This is a genomic window from Flavobacterium limnophilum (assembly GCF_027111315.2).
Classification (GTDB): domain Bacteria; phylum Bacteroidota; class Bacteroidia; order Flavobacteriales; family Flavobacteriaceae; genus Flavobacterium; species Flavobacterium limnophilum.
The window spans coordinates 4,118,335-4,137,857 of sequence record NZ_CP114289.2 but is presented as its reverse complement, the minus strand read 5'-3'; the positions used below and the strand labels follow the sequence as shown (position 1 = coordinate 4,137,857).

The window sequence follows — 19,523 nt, the reverse complement described above, 5'->3', positions numbered from 1 at the left end:
TCTCTACTTTAGCTTTATGCAAATCACGCCCAACAAAAAAATATATTTCGCCTCCGACCAGCATTTTGGCGCACCAACCCCTGAATTGAGTTTTCCCAGAGAACAAAAATTCGTCGCTTGGCTCGACGAAGTCAAAAAAGATGCGGAAGCTATTTTTCTACTGGGCGATTTATTCGATTTCTGGTTCGAATACAAAACCGTTGTTCCTAAAGGTTTCGTGCGAGTTTTGGGCAAATTGGCCGAAATTCGCGACAGCGGAATTCCCATTTATTTCTTTGTAGGCAACCACGATTTATGGATGGACGATTATCTCGAAAAAGAACTGAACATTCCCGTATATCACGACAACCAAGAATATACTTTCAACGGAAAAACCTTCCTCATTGGTCACGGCGACGGAAAAGGTCCGGGTGATAAAGGCTACAAACGAATGAAAAAAGTATTCACGCATCCAGTCTCCAAATGGCTTTATCGTTGGCTTCATCCTGATATTGGAATGAAACTGGCGCAATATCTTTCCGTAAAAAACAAGTTGATTTCCGGTGATGAAGACGTGAAATTCCTGGGCGAAGAAAACGAATGGCTGATTTTGTATTCCAAAAGAAAACTGGAAACCAAGCATTACAATTACCTTGTTTTTGGCCATCGTCATTTACCAATGATCGTTGCTGTTGGCGAGAATTCCAATTACGTGAATCTAGGAGATTGGATCACTTATTTTACTTATGGTGTTTTTGATGGAGAAACTTTTGAGGTGAAGAAGTTTGAGTAAAAACCTTTAACCACACAAGACATATAAATTCATTTAAGCAGGATCACAGCGTTTTTCTCTCTCTCAAATACAAAAGCGACACCCAATAAACTACTACAGCAGTAGGAACAGCCGTCAGTAACCAACCGCCCAAACCACACAACAATTCAAATGAAAGTTGGCTCAGGGTTTGAAAAAAACTGCTTTGAAAGGAACTGATAATTTCTTCGACCGTGTGACGATTTCGAGGAACGGAAAAAATAAATTCTCCCACTCGAATAAAAGGAATTATCATCAAAATTTGCACAGGCCACATCAAATAACTTAGCGAAATCATTACTGGAAAATTCAATTTTCGCTTCAGCGAAACAGTGGTAATCATAAAAGTGCTCACGCCAAGAATCGGAATGATCGAAATTAATCCCGACACAATAATGCTCTGAATCAGTTCCTTTGGCATTAAACCTTGCTTCAAAAGAGCGGTCGTTTTATCTTTTAACGAATTTAATTTCTGTTTCAATTATTTGTGATTTTCGTGTTCTTCCAAATCTTTTTGCAAATCCAAGTTTCTAAAACCCGGTAATTTAATTCCAGTGAAAACAACGATTATGAGAGTCATAGTTCCGCCAAAAACAACTGCAGAAACCGTTCCCATCAATTTGGCCGTCAATCCACTTTCGAAAGCTCCTAATTCATTTGATGAACCAACAAATATGGAATTTACCGCAGCCACACGACCTCGCATTGAGTCTGGAGTTTTGAGTTGCAAAATGGTTTGACGAATCACCACCGAAATTCCATCGGTAACACCGCTCATAAATAAGGCAAAGACCGATAGCCAAAACCAAGTGGAAAGTCCAAAAACAATAATACAAACACCAAATCCAAAAATAGCCGCCAAAAGCTTGATTCCCGCATTTTTGTAAAAAGGCAAATGTGCCGAAACAAACATCGTCAACAAAGCACCAACGGCTGGAGCTGCTCTCAAAATTCCGAAACCTTCCGGCCCAACTTTCAAAATATCTTGGGCAAAAATGGGCAAAAGTGCCACGGCTCCACCAAAAAGAACTGCCACCATATCCAGCGTTAAAGCTCCCAAAACAGATTTATTGGTATAAACGAATTTTATTCCTTCCTTCAAACTTTCCATTATCGGTTCACCAATTTTTGGGTTTAAAATAGGCTTGGTTGAAATTTGTGTCAATATCAACAATGCGAAAATAGAACAGGCAAAAATAGTACACATAGACCAATGTACTCCTATCCAAGTAATCGAAAATCCGGCAACGGCAGGCCCTACAACCGAACCTATTTGCCAAACCGAACTACTCCAAGTGGCTGCATTGGGATAGGCTTTTTTAGGAACAATCAAAGACATCAACGAAAAGATGGTGGGTCCCAAAAAAGCACGAACCAATCCTCCTAAAAAGACCAAAAAGTATATGGAATACAAAATGGTGTTGGTCGAAAAATCACTTACAATTCTTGGCCAGGTCAATAAAAACAAGCCAAAACTAATAATTGAAAATCCCAAAATACATTTAAGAAGCATTCCTTTTTTTTCCTTTTGATCGACAATATGTCCGGCGAACAAAGCCATTCCTATCGCCGGAATCACTTCCATTAATCCAATCATTCCTAACGAAAGCGCACTTTTGGTCAAACTATACACCTCCCATTCGATAATGATAAATTGCATCGACCAGGCAAAAACCATGGCAAATCGCATCAACAAAAACATATTGAATTCTTTATAACGCAGGGCTGCGTAAGGATCTTTCTTCTTCATTTAATTGTATTCTATTTAATATCTTTCAATCGCAATTGAACGGAAGTTTTACCATTCCATTCGTTCTCGTCTATGCAATACACTGCTTCGAACGGTTTTTTATTCGTTGTCAATTCCATTTTATTTCCTAATCCAAAACCAATGGCCGCCATTCCTTCGGAACTATTTTGACGTACAAATAGTTTTAAATGTTCTTCATCAGCTCCCAATTTTTGGGCATAACCCGTGTCTTTCACATTTTTGGTCAGAAAAACAGGCGTCATATTTTGTGGCCCAAAAGGTTCGAATTGTTTCAAAATCCGGATGAGTTTTGGAGTGATGTCCGTTAAGTTGATTTCGGCATCAATCAAAATTTCCGGCGTCAACATATCGGGATGAATGGTTTCTTCGACCACTTTTTCGAAAGCATTTTTGAAAGCCAGATAATTTTCTTCCAACAAAGTCATTCCAGCAGCATACATATGTCCGCCAAATTGTTCCAAATGTTCGGAACAAGCTTCCAAGGCATTATAGACATCAAAACCTTTTACAGAGCGTGCCGAAGCCGCATATTTATTGCCGCTTTTGGTAAAAACCAAGGTCGGACGATAATAGGTTTCTATCAATCGCGAAGCCACGATTCCAATCACGCCTTTGTGCCAATCTTCTTGAAAAACGACCGATGTAAAACGTTTTTCTTCATTATTCTCTACAATCTGGCTAAGTGCTTCTTTGGTAATTTGTTTGTCCAAATCTTTTCTTTCGGAATTATAAGCTTCAATTTCCGAGGCAAATTGTTGGGCTTGCTCAAAATCGAATTCCGTCAACAATTCCACGGCGTGATTTCCGTGTTTGATTCGTCCTGCCGCATTAATTCTGGGTGCGATGATAAAAACCACGTCGGTAATATCCAAGGTTTTCTTTTTTATTTGATGTGTCAAAGCCTTGAATCCCGGTCTCGGGTCGGAGTTGATGACCTGCAAACCAAAATAAGCCAAAACCCGATTTTCACCCGTCATCGGAACAATATCCGCTGCAATAGCTGTCGCCACCAAATCCAGATACGAAGTCAAATCTTCGATGGTTTGATTTCGGTTTTCGCCCAATGCCTGAATCAATTTAAAACCAATTCCGCAGCCGCATAATTCATCATACGGATAATTACAATCGTCACGCTTTGGATCTAAAACCGCCACTGCTTTTGGCAAAAATTCACCCGGTCTATGGTGATCACAAATAATGAAATCGATGTTTCTCTCTTTGGCGTAAGCCACGTGATCAATCGATTTTATACCACAATCCAAGGCAATAATTAGCGAAAAAACATTGTCGTCGGCATAATCAATTCCTTTGAAAGAAACACCGTAACCTTCGTCATAACGGTCTGGAATATAAGTGGCAACATTAGGATAATAGGTTTTCAAATAAGACGAAACCAAGGAAACTGCCGTTGTTCCATCCACGTCATAATCGCCAAAAACGAGAATATTTTCACCGTTTTCAATCGCCAATTCTATGCGTTCAACCGCTTTATCCATATCCTTCATCAAATATGGATTATGCAGATCTTCTAAAGTGGGACGGAAAAATTGTCTGGCTTGTTCGAAAGTTTCAATGCCGCGTTGCACCAGAAGTGTTGCCACAAATTCCTCCACATTCAAAGTTTCAGCAAGTAGTTTTACCTTTTCTTCAGAAGGTTTTGGTTTGATGGTCCAACGCATAATTAATTACGATTTGAGAATTACGAATTACGATTTTGTGTGATAGGACAAATTTAGTTTAAAAATAGCTAACTAATTTATGGTCAAAAAAATTAACCGCAGATTCGCAGATTTTACAAAACCATTTAATAAAAATCTGTGATAATACTTTTAATCTGTGGCTAAAATTAAAAAATAATCTACGAATCTGCTGCAAAAAAATAAATGCTAAAAAAAATCATGGTACTTTTGAATAGCTTTTAAAATCAAAACAAAATGCAAATTCAAGGACAAATTGTCGACATTCAAAACCGACGCATTTATGCCGGAGAAATCACGGTCGAAAACGGAAAAATCATTTCGATAATCGAAAAAAATCACGATGTCCAACATTACATTATGCCCGGATTTATCGATTCCCACATCCATATCGAAAGTTCGATGCTCGTTCCTTCCGAATTTGCAAAAATTGCCGTGCTTCACGGAACGGTGGCAACCATTTCCGACCCGCACGAAATTGCCAATGTTCTGGGTACGGCTGGCGTTTATTACATGATTGAAAATGGTAAAAAAGTGCCGTTGAAATTCCATTTTGGTGCTCCATCTTGTGTTCCAGCGACCACTTTCGAAAGTGCCGGCGCTGTCATCGATTCTAATGGAATCAAGGAATTGATGGCTTCACCCGACATTTATTATCTGGCGGAAATGATGAATTATCCCGGAGTTTTATTCGACGATGCCGAAGTTTTGAAGAAAATTGAATGGGCAAAACATTTCAATAAACCAGTCGATGGTCATGCTCCAGGATTAAGAGGTGAAGCGGTAAAAAAATACATTTCGGCAGGAATTTCTACCGACCACGAATGTTTCACTTTTGAAGAAGCCGAAGAAAAACTATCTCTTGGAATGAAAGTCCTCATTCGCGAAGGAAGTGCTGCCAAAAACTTCGAAGCATTGATCGATTTACTTCCAGAAAATCACGAAAACATAATGTTTTGCTCGGACGACAAACATCCCGACGATTTGATTGTAGGTCACATCAACTTGCTTTGTGCTCGGGCTGTTGCCAAAGGAATCGACCTTTTCAAAATCCTGCAAGCCGCTTGCGTGAACCCAGTAAATCATTATAAAATGAACGTGGGTTTATTAAAAGAAAACGATGCTGCCGATTTTATTGTAGTTGAAGATTTGATTAATTTTAAAGTAAAACAAACTTACATCAATGGCGAATTAGTTGCTAAAAATGGCGAATCGTTTGTAAAACACGTGCCGTTTGAAACGCCTAATAATTTCAATATTTCTTCCAAAGAAATCAGTGATTTTGCCGTTTTGGGTTCTGGGTCAAAAATAAGGGTTATCGAAGCTTTGGAAGGACAATTGATTACCAATGAACTTCATCATCAATCATTAATCGTAGATGGAAAAATCGTTTCGGACACGGAAAACGACATCTTGAAAATGGCGGTTGTCAATCGTTATGAAAACACAAAACCGGCCATCGCTTTCATCAAGAATTTTGGGTTAAAAAAAGGTGCAATTGCCAGTTCGGTGGCGCACGATTGTCACAATATTGTGGTCGTGGGAACTTCTGACGAGGAAATTTGCAATGCCGTCAATTTGATTATCAAAAATACGGGGGGCGTTTGTGCTGTAAATGGTTCCGAAAACAAAATGCTGGCTTTGCCCGTTGCCGGAATCATGAGCGACAAAAATGGTTGGAAAACCGGGAAATTATACCAAGAAATTGATGCTATGGCAAAAGAATTAGGTAGCAATTTGAAAGCGCCTTTTATGACGCTTTCGTTTATGGCTTTGCTCGTGATTCCCGATTTGAAATTATCCGACAAAGGATTATTTAGCGGAAATACTTTTACGTTTGTGGATTTGGAAGTGGAGAATTAGCTGCAAAGACGCTAGGTCGCAAAGTTTTTTCAGTGTCATTGCGAGGAACGAAGCAATCCTATCACGAGAGCAAACAAGTTGAGCAATTTAGTGAGATTGCTTCGTTCCTCGCAATGACGAATTGTTAAGCTTTCAAACTCAAAGCTTCTCCTTCAAATTGGATTCCATCCCATCCTAATTTTATAAAATTACGGATATTTTGGTGGTTGGTTCCTTCTGGATCACCCAAAACTTCTTCAAAATAATAGGCTCCAAAACAAGCCAATGTTTCGGCTTGGGATAAGTTTTGCAATTGGGCAAAAGCAAATAGTTTGCAGGAACCCGAGTTTTGTCCTGCTTCATTGTGTTGTGTTCCATTACTGAAAGTCGTTGGAGTAAAATCGTAATTTTCCTCAATCACGGCAATAGTTTCCGGGAATGTAATTGCGGTTGGTGTTTGTTTTAATTTTTCTAAAAAAGTGGTAATGCTCATTATATAATTTATTATTCTGATTGTTTTTTATTTTCTTTAGTTGTCGTTTTACCCCCAACTACCACCACAATTTCTCCTTTTGGTGGTTTATTTTCAAAATGAGTTAGTACTTCACGAGCCGTTCCTCGAACATTTTCTTCGTGCAGTTTTGACAATTCTCTTGAAACACAAATTTGTCGGTCTTCGCCAAAATAAGTGATAAATTCAGCTAGAGTTTTCACCAATTTATGTGGCGAAACATACAAAATCATCGTGCGGGTTTCTTCGGCGAGCGCCAAATATCGGGTTTGTCTTCCTTTTTTTTCAGGCAAAAAACCTTCGAAAATGAATCGGTCATTTGGCAAACCGCTATTGACCAAGGCCGGTACAAAAGCCGTTGCGCCAGGCAAACATTCCACGTCAATTTTGTTTTCGACACAAGCACGAGTCAGCAAAAATCCGGGATCAGAAATCGCCGGCGTCCCTGCATCCGAAATCAAGGCAATGGTTTCTCCGGCTTTCAAACGCGAAATCAAGTTCTCGACTGTTTTGTGTTCGTTGTGCATGTGATGGCTGTGCATGTGCGTGCCAATCTCGAAATGTTTCAATAATTTTCCGCTGGTGCGCGTGTCTTCGGCAAGAATCAAATCGACTTCTTTTAGAATTCGAATCGCCCGAAAAGTCATGTCTTCGAGGTTGCCAATCGGTGTTGGGACAATGTATAATTTACCCATTAAGCGAATTTTTTCTCGATGATTTCCATAAAACGTTGTTCATAATCTTCTTTGCCTTCCCAATCACCATAATCGGGTTTTACCATGTCATCGATAAAACTTTTCGCTTCCTCAAAACTGTCGTAGGTAATCAATTGGTTTAAAACACGGTTGTAATCTTCGTCGCTGTTGCCAAAAAGGTTTTTCACGAAGCCGATTCTGTCATTCAAATCAATGCTGATTCCTTGCGCCAATTTTTCGTTGAGCGAAACTGGTTTAGGTTCTATATCTTTTGGATTTAATTCCATTTCAGCCAAAAGTTCTTCTCTCATTTTCTGGATATTGGTTTCTTTTGGAAGTGTAGCTTCTTTTGGAAGATCAAAATCCAATGGATTTGCTTTTTCTTCACTGTCTTCCACTTTTACAAACAAAGTTTCGGTATAATCTCCGCCCAATAAATCTATAAAAGAAATTTGGACTTCTTCAGGTTTCGTTTGAATTTGCTCTTCCTCTACTTTTTCTTCCTTTTCTGCTTCGTCTAATTCAAAAGAAGACAAAAAATCAACTTCGTTTAATTTGTCCTCCGAAGATTCCGCAACAATTTCTTCTTCCGGTTCAATGGCAGCTACTTCTTCCTCAAAAATTTTCTCGTTTTCTTGGTTTCCATCAACAACAATTTCATCAATAATGGATTCTTCTTCTGTTTCTTTGTCGACAATTTCATCTACAACAACTTTCTCTTGAACCTTCATTGGCTTGCTATCCGATAAATGGTTTTCTTCAAAAAATTGCTTCATTTTTTCCACTATTTCGGCTTGACCAATAGTGGGTTTCACTCCTTCAAAATGCTCTTCAACAAATTGCAAAATTGCCAATTTTTCATACAATTTCCTCGTTTCAACACACAATTGATTGATGTCGGATTTGTTTTTCAGTTGCAATACCCTGTGCGCAATGCTCATCAAGTCGGCTTCCAATTTTTTCTTCATAACTTTTGAAATTATAGTGAGTAAGGTGTGTCTTTTTTAATAAATTTGTTTTCGTTACAAAGTAATAAAAATTATTCATTTCTAAAGTCCGAAAAATACAAAATGTTTCTCGAAAACACAGTAAATCATAAAGAACAATTTGGTTGGATCGAAGTTATTTGCGGTTCAATGTTCTCGGGCAAAACCGAGGAACTCATTCGCAGACTTAAGAGAGCGCAATTTGCCAAACAAAAAGTGGAAATCTTCAAACCCGAAATAGACACGCGTTATCATGACGAAATGGTGGTGTCGCACGATGCTAATGAAATTCGCTCCACACCGGTTCCAGCCGCGGCCAATATTGCAATTTTGGCACAAGGTTGCGATGTGGTCGGCATTGACGAAGCCCAGTTTTTTGACGACGAAATCGTGAAAATCTGCAATGATTTGGCCAACCAAGGCATTCGTGTCATCGTTGCCGGATTGGATATGGATTTCAAAGGCAATCCTTTTGGCCCAATGCCTGCCCTGATGGCCACAGCAGAATACGTGACCAAAGTGCACGCTGTTTGCACCCGAACAGGAAATCTGGCCAATTACAGCTTCAGGAAAACCGACAACGACAAACTCGTGATGCTCGGCGAAATCGAAGAATACGAACCCTTGAGTCGCGCCGCTTATTTTTATGCGATGAAAAAGAATGAGGAAAAATAAAAAGTAACCCCTTCAGTATTCAAAATTCTGAAAGGGTTTATTTTGTATTTTAAAGATATCTTTTTCTAAATTGAAATTGCAACCCCTTGGTGTTTGAGATTTTTAACTTTCAAACCATCAATTATTTTTTTCTACTTTTGAAATCCTCGATATACAATCCTTTGGCAGTGTTTGTAGGGTTGAATGCAGCAAGATTGCCGGTTCTAAAAAACGAGGCGTCCACATTTTTCCCCGTAGTACGCATAGTTTGTCCCGTAATCAATTCGAGTGCTTTTTTCAAACAAGGGTCTTTTACGTTTCCAAATTCAACCAGATTCAAGAAAACACTGTAAGGATTAATTTCGTAATCCGGCGCAATATTCGTTGGATTTGCGTCTTTGTCTTTGTTGTAATAAGAAAAAGTTATGGGTTGCAATTGCCATTTGTGTTTGGTACTTCTATTGGCATATGAGGTGTAATCATAAACAGGAGAATCGTACAATGTATTAGACCCCACAAACTTGCCTGTTGTTTCTTCTCCTATCGTGGTTACGTTAATGTATTTTTTCAGGCATTGTATGGTAAGTTCACTGGCAGAAGCCGTTTGAAAACTTACCAACGCATATATTTTTGTCAAAGCAAGACTGTTGACACTTTCTTCTCTCTGAAAAGTGGGCTCGTTATCAACCAAGTTAAAAATTCTTACTTTATCGGAAAAGTTTTCATAGCCATCTTCATCATTGTGTTTGTCATTAAAATCTAAATAAGCATAAGGTTTATTGGTAAAACTGCCATTAATCATTTGTGCCAAAGCAACTGCCGTTTCTAATGATCCACCTCCATTGTATCTTAAATCCAAAACCAATTCGTTAATTCCATCCGATTGCATTTTGGCGAAAGCCGCATTGAGTTCATCATTATAATCTGATTTAAAACCATTATAAACCAAATAGCCAATGTTTTTGCCTCCATATACTTTCTTTTCATAATAAGCAACAGGGTTTTCGTCGATATCGGCTTTTGTTAGAGTTACAGTTGCTACTTTGTCTGTAGTTACTAAACTAGAGCTTGTAAATTGCACGCTAGATGCCAAAGTAACTGTTATTTGTGAATTATCAAGTTGTCCATAATTGCTTAAAGTAAGCTGGCTTCCATTTATTTTTGTAATGACGTCGCCTCTTTTCAATCCCGCCAAAGCTGCTGGCGAACCAGGTACAATGTAGTTAATCAAGGCTACCATATTTATACTGGATACGTCTTTAGGGTAAATTCCATAACTAAAACCACCACTTTTTTCAACTTCTGCAATTTTTGAGGCATACACTACTTCATTACTGTTTTCAATCCAAGAAAATCTATCGACAGTTCCTCTTTGATACAGGAGCGAATAAAAAAGCGCATCGGGCGTTTTTCCGTTTATAAAATTGGCATAGGTCGTGGCAGAAGCAATTTTGCTATCAGACAAATCGGCAACATTGGGTTGCCAGTAATACCAAGAATTCATCGCTTTCCAAACAAAGTTGTTAATCTCGTCTGGTTTGGCAGTCGTGATTTCATTAGAATCAGAATCCTTGCTGCAAGAAGTAAAAACAAATGCTACAAGCAGTGTTTTAATGATATATTTTAATTTCATTATTTATCAATCGTATAATTTAAGTTAGATTTGTAGCTATAAAAACTTTAAAATTATGAAAAATAGTATGTTCAAAACCGGATTTTTATTACTTTCTTTCGGATTTTTTCTTTTTTCCTGTACCAGTCAGCTTTTGGGCATTAAAAACCAAACGTATAAAAGTTATAACAGGAATAGCGAGAAAGGATATATAGTTTGTTTTGAACTAAATAACGCTACTATTGTCCCAAAATCGGTTGTGATTAATGGCATTGTTCAAAAAATCTCCAGCACAAACAAAACGGGTACTACTTACCAAATAAATGTTATTGCACAAACTGCCCTAATTCATGGCTACCAAGTAAAATTGGAGGAAAAAGAAAACGGAATCTATTTCGAGAAAGATTCGAAACTATTTTTTCAAGCTGTAAAATTCAAATTAATCACCGATTAATTCTCTCTTTTCCAAAAAACCATTCTTAAGAAAAAAAACCGTTAGAAAAAAGCCATTTTTTTTTTCTTACACCGTTTTATTCTGTACTTTTATACATACAAATAAATCGTTATCGACAACTGTTTTTTTATTTCAAAAATTCCGAAAACAACAGTAATGACAACCACCGAATTCTTAATTTCAATACCAAAAAGTTAGACCCTTGACTTTATCTATCCCAAACATCGAAAAAATTCTCCACGCCAAAAGGTTTGGAGACAGTAACGGCACAATTGACACTATTTCCATTGATAGCCGTTCTTTGCAAAACAATGAAAAAACATTGTTTTTTGCACTAGTTGGACCCAATAATGATGCCCACATTTACATTTCATCCTTAATCGAAAAAGGCGTTCGCTGCTTTGTGGTTACCCACATTCCGGAAGGATTAACAGGCAAAGCCACTTTTTTGGTCGTCGAAAACACCTTGGATGCATTGCAACGCTATGCGGCTTACTACCGAAGTCTTTTTAAGTTCCCCGTTTTTGGATTGACGGGAAGCAACGGAAAAACCATCGTCAAAGAATGGTTGAACTTTCTATTAAATCCAGATTTCAACATCATCCGAAGTCCCAAAAGCTATAATTCTCAAGTGGGCGTTCCTTTATCGGTAATTTCGATTAATGACAAGCACAATCTGGGCATTTTTGAAGCGGGAATCTCGAAAATGAACGAGATGGAAAAACTGGAAACCATCATCAAACCAACCATTGGAATCATAACCAATATTGGTACGGCGCACGACGAAGGTTTTGAAGATTTGGAGAAAAAAATCAAGGAAAAACTAAAACTTTTCAAACATTCGAAGCTAATCATATATCAAAAAAATAAAATTATTGATGCTCTTATCGAATCCAATATAAAAGCTTTTTCCTGGAGTTACAGTGATGAAACAGCCGATGTTTTTGTCAGAAGAAAAGCCATTGAAGACAAAACGATTTTGCAAATTCGCTATGGCAAAGACAATTTCGACATACAAATTCCTTTTCAGGATGAAGCTTCAATTGAAAATGCCGTTACTTGCTTGATGGTTTTATTGAGTTTTAAATACGACAAGAAAACGATTCAAAACCGTATGCAATGGCTGTATCCGGTTGAAATGCGTTTGAAAGTCAAAACCGGAATCAACAATACGACACTTATTGACGACAGCTATAGTTCAGATTTTCAGTCGTTGAAAATTGCCTTGGATTTTCTGGAAAGCCAAAAACAATACAAAAACAAAACGGTCATCCTTTCGGACATTTTTCAAAGTGGCTTGTCCAACGAAGAATTATATACGAAGGTTGCCCAATTAATTAAAAATAATAAAATCAATCGTGTCATTGGAATTGGCGAAACTATTTCAGCATTTAAACACAAGCTTACCAACTGCATCACTTTTAAAAACACTGCCGACTTTTTTCTGAATTTCAACTATTTGAATTTTGTAAACGAAACCATTCTAATAAAAGGAGCGAGACATTTTCAATTTGAAGAAATAGTTGCCGCATTAGAAGAGAAAACACACGAAACCGTTCTGGAAATCAACCTAAATTCCATTAGTCACAATCTTAGTTTTTTTAAATCGAAACTCAAACCTACTACCAAAATGATGGTAATGGTAAAAGCGTTTGGTTATGGAAACGGCGGATTTGAAATTGCCAAACTACTCGAACATCACAAGGTAGATTATTTGGGCGTGGCTTTTGCCGATGAAGGAATTTCGTTGAAAAATGCTGGAATCACTTTACCCATAATGGTTATGAATCCAGAAACAACCAGTTTTTCGTCCATCATTCAATATAAATTAGAACCCGAAATTTACAGTTTGAAAGGCTTGAATGCCTTCTTGAACATTGCCGAAAAACGAAAACTGAAACACTTTCCCATTCACGTCAAACTCGACACCGGAATGCACCGTTTGGGTTTCGAAGAAGAGAATTTAGACGAATTAATTGCAGTTTTAAAAGACAACAAATTCGTGACCGTAAAAAGTATTTTGTCGCATATGGCCACGAGCGATGACTTGGAACATCAAGATTTTGCACATTCACAGATTGATTTATTCGAAAAATTGTCTTCAAAATTAATGGCTGAATTGCAAATAAAACCCATTCGCCATATTTTAAACACATCGGGAATCAGTAATTTTCCGGAAGCACAATATGACATGGTTCGCCTTGGCATTGGACTCTATGGCGTTTCTAACGATGTCGAGGAACAAAAATATTTAGAAAACGTGGGTACTTTAAAATCCATTATTTCGCAAATCAGGACTATTCAAGCTGGCGAAAGCGTAGGCTATGGAAGACGATTTGTTGCCGAAAAACCAACAAAAATAGCCACAATCCCAATTGGTTATGCCGACGGAATTTCGAGACATTGGGGGAATGGAGTTGGTTTTGTGACAATAAATAATCAAAAAGCAACCATCGTTGGCAGTATTTGCATGGATATGTTGATGGTTGACATTACCGAAATCAATTGTAAAGAAGGGGATTCCGTCATAATTTTTGGCGAAAGCCCAAGTGTTTCTTTTATCGCTGAACAATTGCAAACCATTCCTTATGAAATCTTGACCAGTATTTCCCAAAGGGTAAAACGAGTTTTTTATCGCGAATAAAAAAATTTAAAATAAATTAATTATATTCGTGTTAAATTTAAACCTAAAAACAAAAAAATTATGGGATTCGTAAGCGATTTTAAGGCCTTTTTGATGAAAGGCGAAATAGTAAATTTGGCAACAGCCGTAATTGTGGGTGGTGCTTTTGGAAAAATTGTAACTTCATTTACAAATGATGTTTTAATGCCGCCAATTGGGTTGCTTTTAGGAAAAGTGGATTTCAAAAACTTGAAAATCGTGCTGCAAGACGGCATTCCGGCAATAATGGAAAATGGAGTTGAAAAAGCTCCCGCCGTTGCAGAAGTCGCCCTGAATTATGGAGCTTTCATACAAACCGTTTTCGATTTCGTGATTATTGGTTTTTGTATTTTTATGGTTTTAAAAGCTTATGAAAAAACAAAAAAGAAAAAGGAAGCTGCTCCTGCTGTACCAGCTGGGCCAACTCAAGAAGAATTGCTAACACAAATCAGGGATTTGTTGAAAAAATAAATTTCCGCTACACTATATATTCTAACTAAACCACGCCCAACAGCGTGGTTCTTTTTTGTAATTGTTACAAATATAACATTTTGTTACTTTTTGTGAACGCGCTTGTTTTAAATAACTTATTGCTTACTTTTGTACTTTGAAATTAATATTAAAAATAAAAAATACACAATATGAAACTTGCAGTTGTAGGAGCCACTGGAATGGTTGGCGAAATAATGTTAAAAGTATTAGAAGAAAGAAATTTTCCATACACCGAATTAATTCTTGTTGCGTCTGAAAAATCAGTGGGTAAAGTAATTGAATTCAAAGGACAAAAGCATACCGTTGTTGGTTTACAAACTGCAGTGGACATGAAACCAGAAATTGCTGTTTTCTCGGCAGGCGGACAAACTTCATTGGATTGGGCACCAAAATTTGCTGCAGCTGGAACTACAGTTATTGATAACTCATCGGCTTGGAGAATGGATCCAACTAAAAAATTGATCGTTCCTGAAATCAATGCAAACGAATTGACAAAAGAAGATAAAATCATTGCCAATCCAAACTGTTCCACAATTCAAATGGTTTTGGCCTTGGCTCCTTTGCACAAAAAATACAATGTAAAACGCGTGATTGTTTCTACTTACCAATCCATCACTGGAACTGGAGTAAAAGCGGTTCAACAATTCGAAAATGAAGTGGCCGGCATAAAAGGCGACATGGTTTACAAATACGAAATCAACCGAAACTGTATTCCTCAATGTGACGTTTTCGAACCAAATGGATATACCAAAGAAGAGATGAAATTGGTTAAAGAAACTAAAAAAATCTTGAGCGACGACAGCATCAAAGTTACGGCTACCGCAGTTCGTGTACCGGTTGTTGGTGGTCATAGCGAAGCCGTAAATGTGGAATTCAGCAATGATTTTGACGTAAACGAAGTAAGAACGCTTTTGAGCCAAACGGATGGTGTGACGGTTCAAGACAATTTGGACACTTTTACTTATCCAATGCCAAAATATGCCGAAGGTAAAAACGACGTATTTGTGGGACGTATTCGTCGTGACGAAAGCCAAGACAACACCTTGAATATGTGGATTGTGGCCGACAACTTGAGAAAAGGCGCTGCAACAAACACGATTCAAATTGCTGAATATTTAATAGCACACAATTTGGTTTAAAACCATTTTAATATTTCATAAAATCCGGTTGACTTTAAATTATGTTAAAGTTGACCGGATTTTTTATTGGGTATAACTACCTTTGCATTGGATGAAAAAGAAATTTGTCATAGTAAATCTTTTCTTGGTAGTTGCGGTATTGTTTGCCATGCTGTTTCAATCGGCGCATAGTTATGAGCATTTAGCGCAACAACTATCCGAAAAAAAATGCCACCACGCATACACTTCCAGCAAGGAAATCACGCATCAACACCATAATTTCGATCATTGTTTTGTTTGTAATTTTACCATAAGCAGTTTTATTGCTTCGGATATTCATCATTTCGAATTCAAAAAAATCAACATTCCATCTGGATATTCCTTTTTCAAATCCAGGGAAATTACCCAATTCTTTAAAGGAAGCCTTTTTGCGCTTCGTGCTCCCCCGAGTTTTATTGTATAAACATATTTGCCGCAAAGGCACAAAGACGCAAAGTTTTTTTGCGCTTCCTATTTAATCATAAAACTGTAATTATTCAGGTTCATTTACCATTAAGAGATTAAACAATATTGTCGTAAAAAATATGAATTTATGGAGTACTTAAATTGCTCCAAAACTGCTACATAATTTAAAATTTGCGACTTTGTGTCTTTGTGGCAAAAGTTAACTCTTGAATAGTTCATAAAATCATTTCAAATGAAAAAATTTATATTTACCCTATTCGTGGGGTTTTCGGCTATTATTCAAGCACAAGAAATCAAACAAGACAGTCTTCACAAAAACAAACCATTTGTATTGGACGAAGTGATTGTTTCGACCGCTTTCAACAAAATACAATCACAAAACGTGATGAAAGTGGAACATTCGACCGTCAAGGAACTGCAACAAAAAGGAACTGCAACCTTGATTGAAGGATTGGCCACCATTCCGGGAGTTTCACAAGTTTCGACGGGAACTTCCATTGGTAAACCCGTCATTCGAGGGTTGAGCGGCAACCGCGTTTTGGTCTATTCACAAGGTGTTCGAATCGAAAATCAGCAGTTTGGCGACGAGCACGGTTTGGGATTAAACGATGCCGGAATTGAAAGTGTCGAAGTCATAAAAGGTCCGGCTTCCTTGCTTTATGGCTCGGACGCTTTGGGCGGAGTTTTATATTTTAATCCAGAGAAATTTGCTCCAGCAAATACTTTTCAAGCTAATTTTAACCAAAAATTATTCTCCAATACTTTGGGAAGCAATTCAACATTGGGATTGAAAACTTCTACCGAAAATTGGAAATTCTTGGCTCGCGGAAGCTACAACACGCATTCCGATTACAAAACTGGGGAAGGTGACCGAGTAACCAACACCCGTTACAATGAAACCGATTTCAAGACTGGAATTGGTTACAGCAATTCGAAATTTTCAAGCATTTTTCGTTACAATTACAATGATTTGGATTTAGGAATTCCAGAGGAAGGCATCGCAAACCAAACCACCAACAAAAAAACGGAATATCCCAAACAAGGTGTTTTCAATCATTTGTTGAGTTTGAACAACGTTTTCTTTTTCCAAAAATCCAAACTAGATGTCGATTTGGGTTATATCTCGAATGACCGAAGCGAATTTGAAGACAGCGATGTTGCTGTTTTGCACATGAAATTGAAAACATTCAACTACGATGCGAAATACCATTTCCCAAAAATGGGTAAATTCGAATCCATCCTTGGTGTTCAAGGAATGCATCAAACCAATGCCAATTCGGGGGAAGAATATTTAATTCCCGATGCTACAACCAATGATTTCGGATTTTTCGGAACCGGAAATTACGAATGGAAATCGAATGTATTGCAAGCGGGATTGCGTTTCGACAATAGAAAAACAACAACAACGGCACACGGAACTCCGGGCGAAGAAGGTTCGTTTGGAGCACTTGATAAATCTTATGACAGTTTTAATGCCTCTTTGGGTTACAAAACAAATTTGTCCAAAAAATTGGCTTTACGAATGAATTTGGCTTCCGGATTCAGGGCACCCAATTTGGCCGAACTGACTTCAAACGGCGTTCACGAAGGAACCAATCGCTATGAAGTGGGAAACCCCGATTTGAAAACGGAGCAAAACATACAAACAGACCTTAATTTGGAATACAAAAGCAGCCATGTCGAGTTTTTCGCCAACGGATTTTACAACCACATCAACAATTATATTTACACTTCACCAACTGGGGAAATCATTGACGAGAACGCCATTTTCGATTATATTCAAAATGACGCCAAATTATTTGGTGGAGAAATAGGACTTCATTTTCATCCACATCCGTTGGATTGGTTGCATTATGAAACCAGTTTTGAAACCGTTACCGGCAAAAAACAAGATGGCGATTACTTGCCGTTAATTCCTGCAAACAACTGGAACAACACCATTCGAACCGAGTTCAAGATTAAAAACTGGTTGGAAGACGGCTTTGCCACTTTAAATGTTTCAACAACCTTTAATCAAAAAAATGTAAGCGGTTTCGAGACAAAATCAAATGGCTACACTTTCTTGAATCTTGGTTTAGGCGGAAAAGTGAAATTAGGAAAAACGACTTTCGACATCAACTTGAATGGCAATAATTTATTGGACAAAGAATATACAGCACATCTTTCCCGATTAAAAACAGATGGCATTCCGAATATGGGAAGAAATATTGTTCTTGGGTTGAATTTTACCATTTAAAAGAAATTATTTAAACAGCAAAGGTAATTTGAACCAAAAAAGCAAACTTATTTTATAAAGACTTGCGTTATTGTTATCAACTATTTTTAATATTTAAATAAATTTTGTGTGTTTTAACTTATTTTCATTACACAAATACCCTTATATTTGTGTATAACCTTTTAATAAAAAAATCATGAAAAAAACCACTTTATTATTTGTTTTTGCATTAATGTTGAATTTTGCAAATGTTTTTGGACAAGCCAGAAAAGAATTGAACTTTGGTCTTGTGGGTATTAATTATGAAATTCCTGTCCATAAGGATATTACTATTGCTCCTGGAGTAGGAACCAGCTTAGATTTGGATTGGATCAATTTAGGGGTAAAAGGAAACTATTACTTTGATAATTTATTTGGCATTTCAGATGATGCTTGGGATGTATATGGCGGCGTGAATGCTGGATATTCCATTTTTAACGGAGACGAGAATGGCAATGATGAAAGTGACATTAACCTTGGTCTTCAATTTGGAGGACGTTATTTTTGGAATGACAAATGGGGAGTTTATGTAGAAATTGCTGGCGGAAATGTTTCTGGAATGTCTCCCGGTATTGGAATAACAATGAAGCTTTAACAATAACTGCTGATTAAAAAAAATGCCTGAAAGAAATTTTAGGCATTTTTTATGGGCTAATATTCGGATTGAATTTTGATTTGAAAATAAAATGGCAACCACAAATTGCAAATTATTTTTATCTTTTTTGATACTCAATCTTGCCGATATGTCGCATTATGCGAACAATTTTATCTTTTCTACGATTGATATAAGAGGAAGAACTTGTGGCGGAATATTTTCTTGGATTGGGCAAAATGGCGGCAATTCCGGCGGCTTGCATTTTGGTGAGGCTTTTGGCATCTTTCCTGTACCAATGCTGGGTTGCGGCTTGGGCTCCATAAACGCCATTCCCCATTTCTATGCTATTGAGATAGACTTCCATAATGCGTTCTTTTCCCCAAATCACTTCTATCAAGACCGTGAAATAAGCTTCAAGACCTTTACGGAGATAACTTCTTCCTTGCCAAAGAAAAACATTTTTGGCCGTTTGTTGCGAAATGGTGCTCCCTCCTTTTATTCTTCGGCCTCTTGAGTTATTCTTGTAGGCTTTTTGCATGGCCGTAAAATCAAAACCGTTATGGGTCAAAAAAGTCCCGTCTTCGCTTGCAATAACAGCTTTTTGCAAATTAACCGATATGTTTTCAATGGGTTCCCAATCGTGGCTGAAATAATTTTCTTTGCCGTCCATTTTATTTTCTATGGCTCGAATGACCATCAAGGGCGTGAATGGAACGGGTACAAACTTAAAAAAGACCACGGAAAAAATGGATAATCCAAGAAACCACAACAATGCCTTGAATAAAAACCGACTTAGTTTACTCTTGAAAGTTCCTGAGTCTTTTTTTGCGGATTGCTTTGTTTTTTTGGATGTGATTTTTGTCGCCATTCTATTAAATCTTCTAATTTTTATAAATATAAAAAAATATTTCCGTTTTCAAAATTA

18 protein-coding genes are annotated in these 19,523 nt (G+C 37.4%); 10 read left to right on the top strand and 8 right to left on the bottom strand.

Features of this window, described 5'->3' with window-relative positions; all coding sequences use genetic code 11:
• Nucleotides 1-16 precede the first annotated feature (16 nt).
• Nucleotides 17-772, top strand: coding sequence for a UDP-2,3-diacylglucosamine diphosphatase (locus tag OZP13_RS17195; RefSeq protein WP_281297995.1), 756 nt, complete (start codon nt 17-19; stop codon nt 770-772).
• 43 nt (nt 773-815) lie between these two features.
• Here OZP13_RS17195 and OZP13_RS17190 read toward each other — a convergent pair whose 3' ends face one another.
• The 3 genes from OZP13_RS17190 to recJ are packed head-to-tail and all read right to left on the bottom strand — an operon-like array spanning nt 816 to nt 4,240.
• Nucleotides 816-1,271: a DUF2062 domain-containing protein gene (locus OZP13_RS17190; RefSeq protein WP_281297994.1), complete on the bottom strand. Its 456-nt coding sequence runs from the start codon at nt 1,269-1,271 to the stop codon at nt 816-818.
• Nucleotides 1,272-2,540, bottom strand: coding sequence for an MFS transporter (locus OZP13_RS17185; RefSeq protein WP_281297993.1), 1,269 nt, complete (start codon nt 2,538-2,540; stop codon nt 1,272-1,274). It lies immediately after the preceding gene.
• Nucleotides 2,541-2,551: 11 nt separating this feature from the next.
• Nucleotides 2,552-4,240 carry a single-stranded-DNA-specific exonuclease RecJ gene (gene recJ, locus OZP13_RS17180; RefSeq protein WP_281297992.1) on the bottom strand — a complete coding sequence of 563 codons (1,689 nt, stop codon included), beginning with the start codon at nt 4,238-4,240 and terminating at the stop codon, nt 2,552-2,554.
• Between the two features lie 255 nt (nt 4,241-4,495).
• Between recJ and ade the strand changes: the two genes are divergently transcribed.
• Nucleotides 4,496-6,121, top strand: a complete 1,626-nt coding sequence (gene ade / locus OZP13_RS17175) for an adenine deaminase (RefSeq protein WP_281297991.1) — start codon at nt 4,496-4,498, stop codon at nt 6,119-6,121.
• Between the two features lie 124 nt (nt 6,122-6,245).
• Here the strand turns inward: ade and OZP13_RS17170 are convergent, their stop codons facing one another.
• From OZP13_RS17170 to OZP13_RS17160, 3 genes are read right to left on the bottom strand one after another with little or no spacing between them, the layout of a single operon-like run.
• Nucleotides 6,246-6,593 carry a HopJ type III effector protein gene (locus tag OZP13_RS17170; RefSeq protein WP_269241335.1) on the bottom strand — a complete coding sequence of 116 codons (348 nt, stop codon included), beginning with the start codon at nt 6,591-6,593 and terminating at the stop codon, nt 6,246-6,248.
• A gap of 11 nt (nt 6,594-6,604) precedes the next feature.
• Nucleotides 6,605-7,306 (bottom strand): 16S rRNA (cytidine(1402)-2'-O)-methyltransferase, encoded by a 702-nt coding sequence (gene rsmI / locus OZP13_RS17165; protein WP_281297990.1) that lies wholly within the window; start codon nt 7,304-7,306, stop codon nt 6,605-6,607.
• A complete protein-coding gene (locus OZP13_RS17160) occupies nt 7,306-8,274 on the bottom strand; it encodes a DUF8457 domain-containing protein (RefSeq protein WP_269241334.1) in 969 nt (322 codons plus the stop codon). Before OZP13_RS17160 ends, rsmI begins: the two co-directional genes overlap by 1 nt.
• Before the next feature lie 102 nt (nt 8,275-8,376).
• Between OZP13_RS17160 and OZP13_RS17155 the strand changes: the two genes are divergently transcribed.
• Entirely contained in the window at nt 8,377-8,967 is a 591-nt protein-coding gene (locus OZP13_RS17155) for a thymidine kinase (RefSeq protein WP_281297989.1), read from the top strand.
• Nucleotides 8,968-9,088: 121 nt separating this feature from the next.
• Here OZP13_RS17155 and OZP13_RS17150 read toward each other — a convergent pair whose 3' ends face one another.
• Entirely contained in the window at nt 9,089-10,579 is a 1,491-nt protein-coding gene (locus OZP13_RS17150) for a S41 family peptidase (protein ID WP_269241332.1), read from the bottom strand.
• 55 nt (nt 10,580-10,634) lie between these two features.
• Between OZP13_RS17150 and OZP13_RS17145 the strand changes: the two genes are divergently transcribed.
• From OZP13_RS17145 to OZP13_RS17115, 7 genes are all read left to right on the top strand, one after another.
• Nucleotides 10,635-11,012, top strand: coding sequence for a hypothetical protein (locus OZP13_RS17145; protein WP_269241331.1), 378 nt, complete (start codon nt 10,635-10,637; stop codon nt 11,010-11,012).
• Nucleotides 11,013-11,214: 202 nt separating this feature from the next.
• Nucleotides 11,215-13,656 (top strand): bifunctional UDP-N-acetylmuramoyl-tripeptide:D-alanyl-D-alanine ligase/alanine racemase, encoded by a 2,442-nt coding sequence (locus OZP13_RS17140; RefSeq protein WP_281297988.1) that lies wholly within the window; start codon nt 11,215-11,217, stop codon nt 13,654-13,656.
• 60 nt (nt 13,657-13,716) lie between these two features.
• Nucleotides 13,717-14,145: a large-conductance mechanosensitive channel protein MscL gene (gene mscL, locus OZP13_RS17135; RefSeq protein WP_281297987.1), complete on the top strand. Its 429-nt coding sequence runs from the start codon at nt 13,717-13,719 to the stop codon at nt 14,143-14,145.
• 170 nt (nt 14,146-14,315) lie between these two features.
• Nucleotides 14,316-15,305, top strand: coding sequence for an aspartate-semialdehyde dehydrogenase (locus OZP13_RS17130; RefSeq protein WP_281297986.1), 990 nt, complete (start codon nt 14,316-14,318; stop codon nt 15,303-15,305).
• A gap of 91 nt (nt 15,306-15,396) precedes the next feature.
• Nucleotides 15,397-15,747 carry a hypothetical protein gene (locus tag OZP13_RS17125; RefSeq protein ID WP_281297985.1) on the top strand — a complete coding sequence of 117 codons (351 nt, stop codon included), beginning with the start codon at nt 15,397-15,399 and terminating at the stop codon, nt 15,745-15,747.
• A gap of 234 nt (nt 15,748-15,981) precedes the next feature.
• Entirely contained in the window at nt 15,982-17,985 is a 2,004-nt protein-coding gene (locus OZP13_RS17120; protein WP_281297984.1) for a TonB-dependent receptor plug domain-containing protein, read from the top strand.
• A 175-nt stretch (nt 17,986-18,160) separates the two neighbouring features.
• Nucleotides 18,161-18,598 carry a porin family protein gene (locus tag OZP13_RS17115; protein ID WP_269241327.1) on the top strand — a complete coding sequence of 146 codons (438 nt, stop codon included), beginning with the start codon at nt 18,161-18,163 and terminating at the stop codon, nt 18,596-18,598.
• A gap of 118 nt (nt 18,599-18,716) precedes the next feature.
• Here the strand turns inward: OZP13_RS17115 and mtgA are convergent, their stop codons facing one another.
• Complete coding sequence (gene mtgA / locus OZP13_RS17110) at nt 18,717-19,466, bottom strand: monofunctional biosynthetic peptidoglycan transglycosylase (RefSeq protein WP_281297983.1); 750 nt, start codon at nt 19,464-19,466, stop codon at nt 18,717-18,719.
• Between the last annotated feature and the right edge of the window lie 57 nt (nt 19,467-19,523).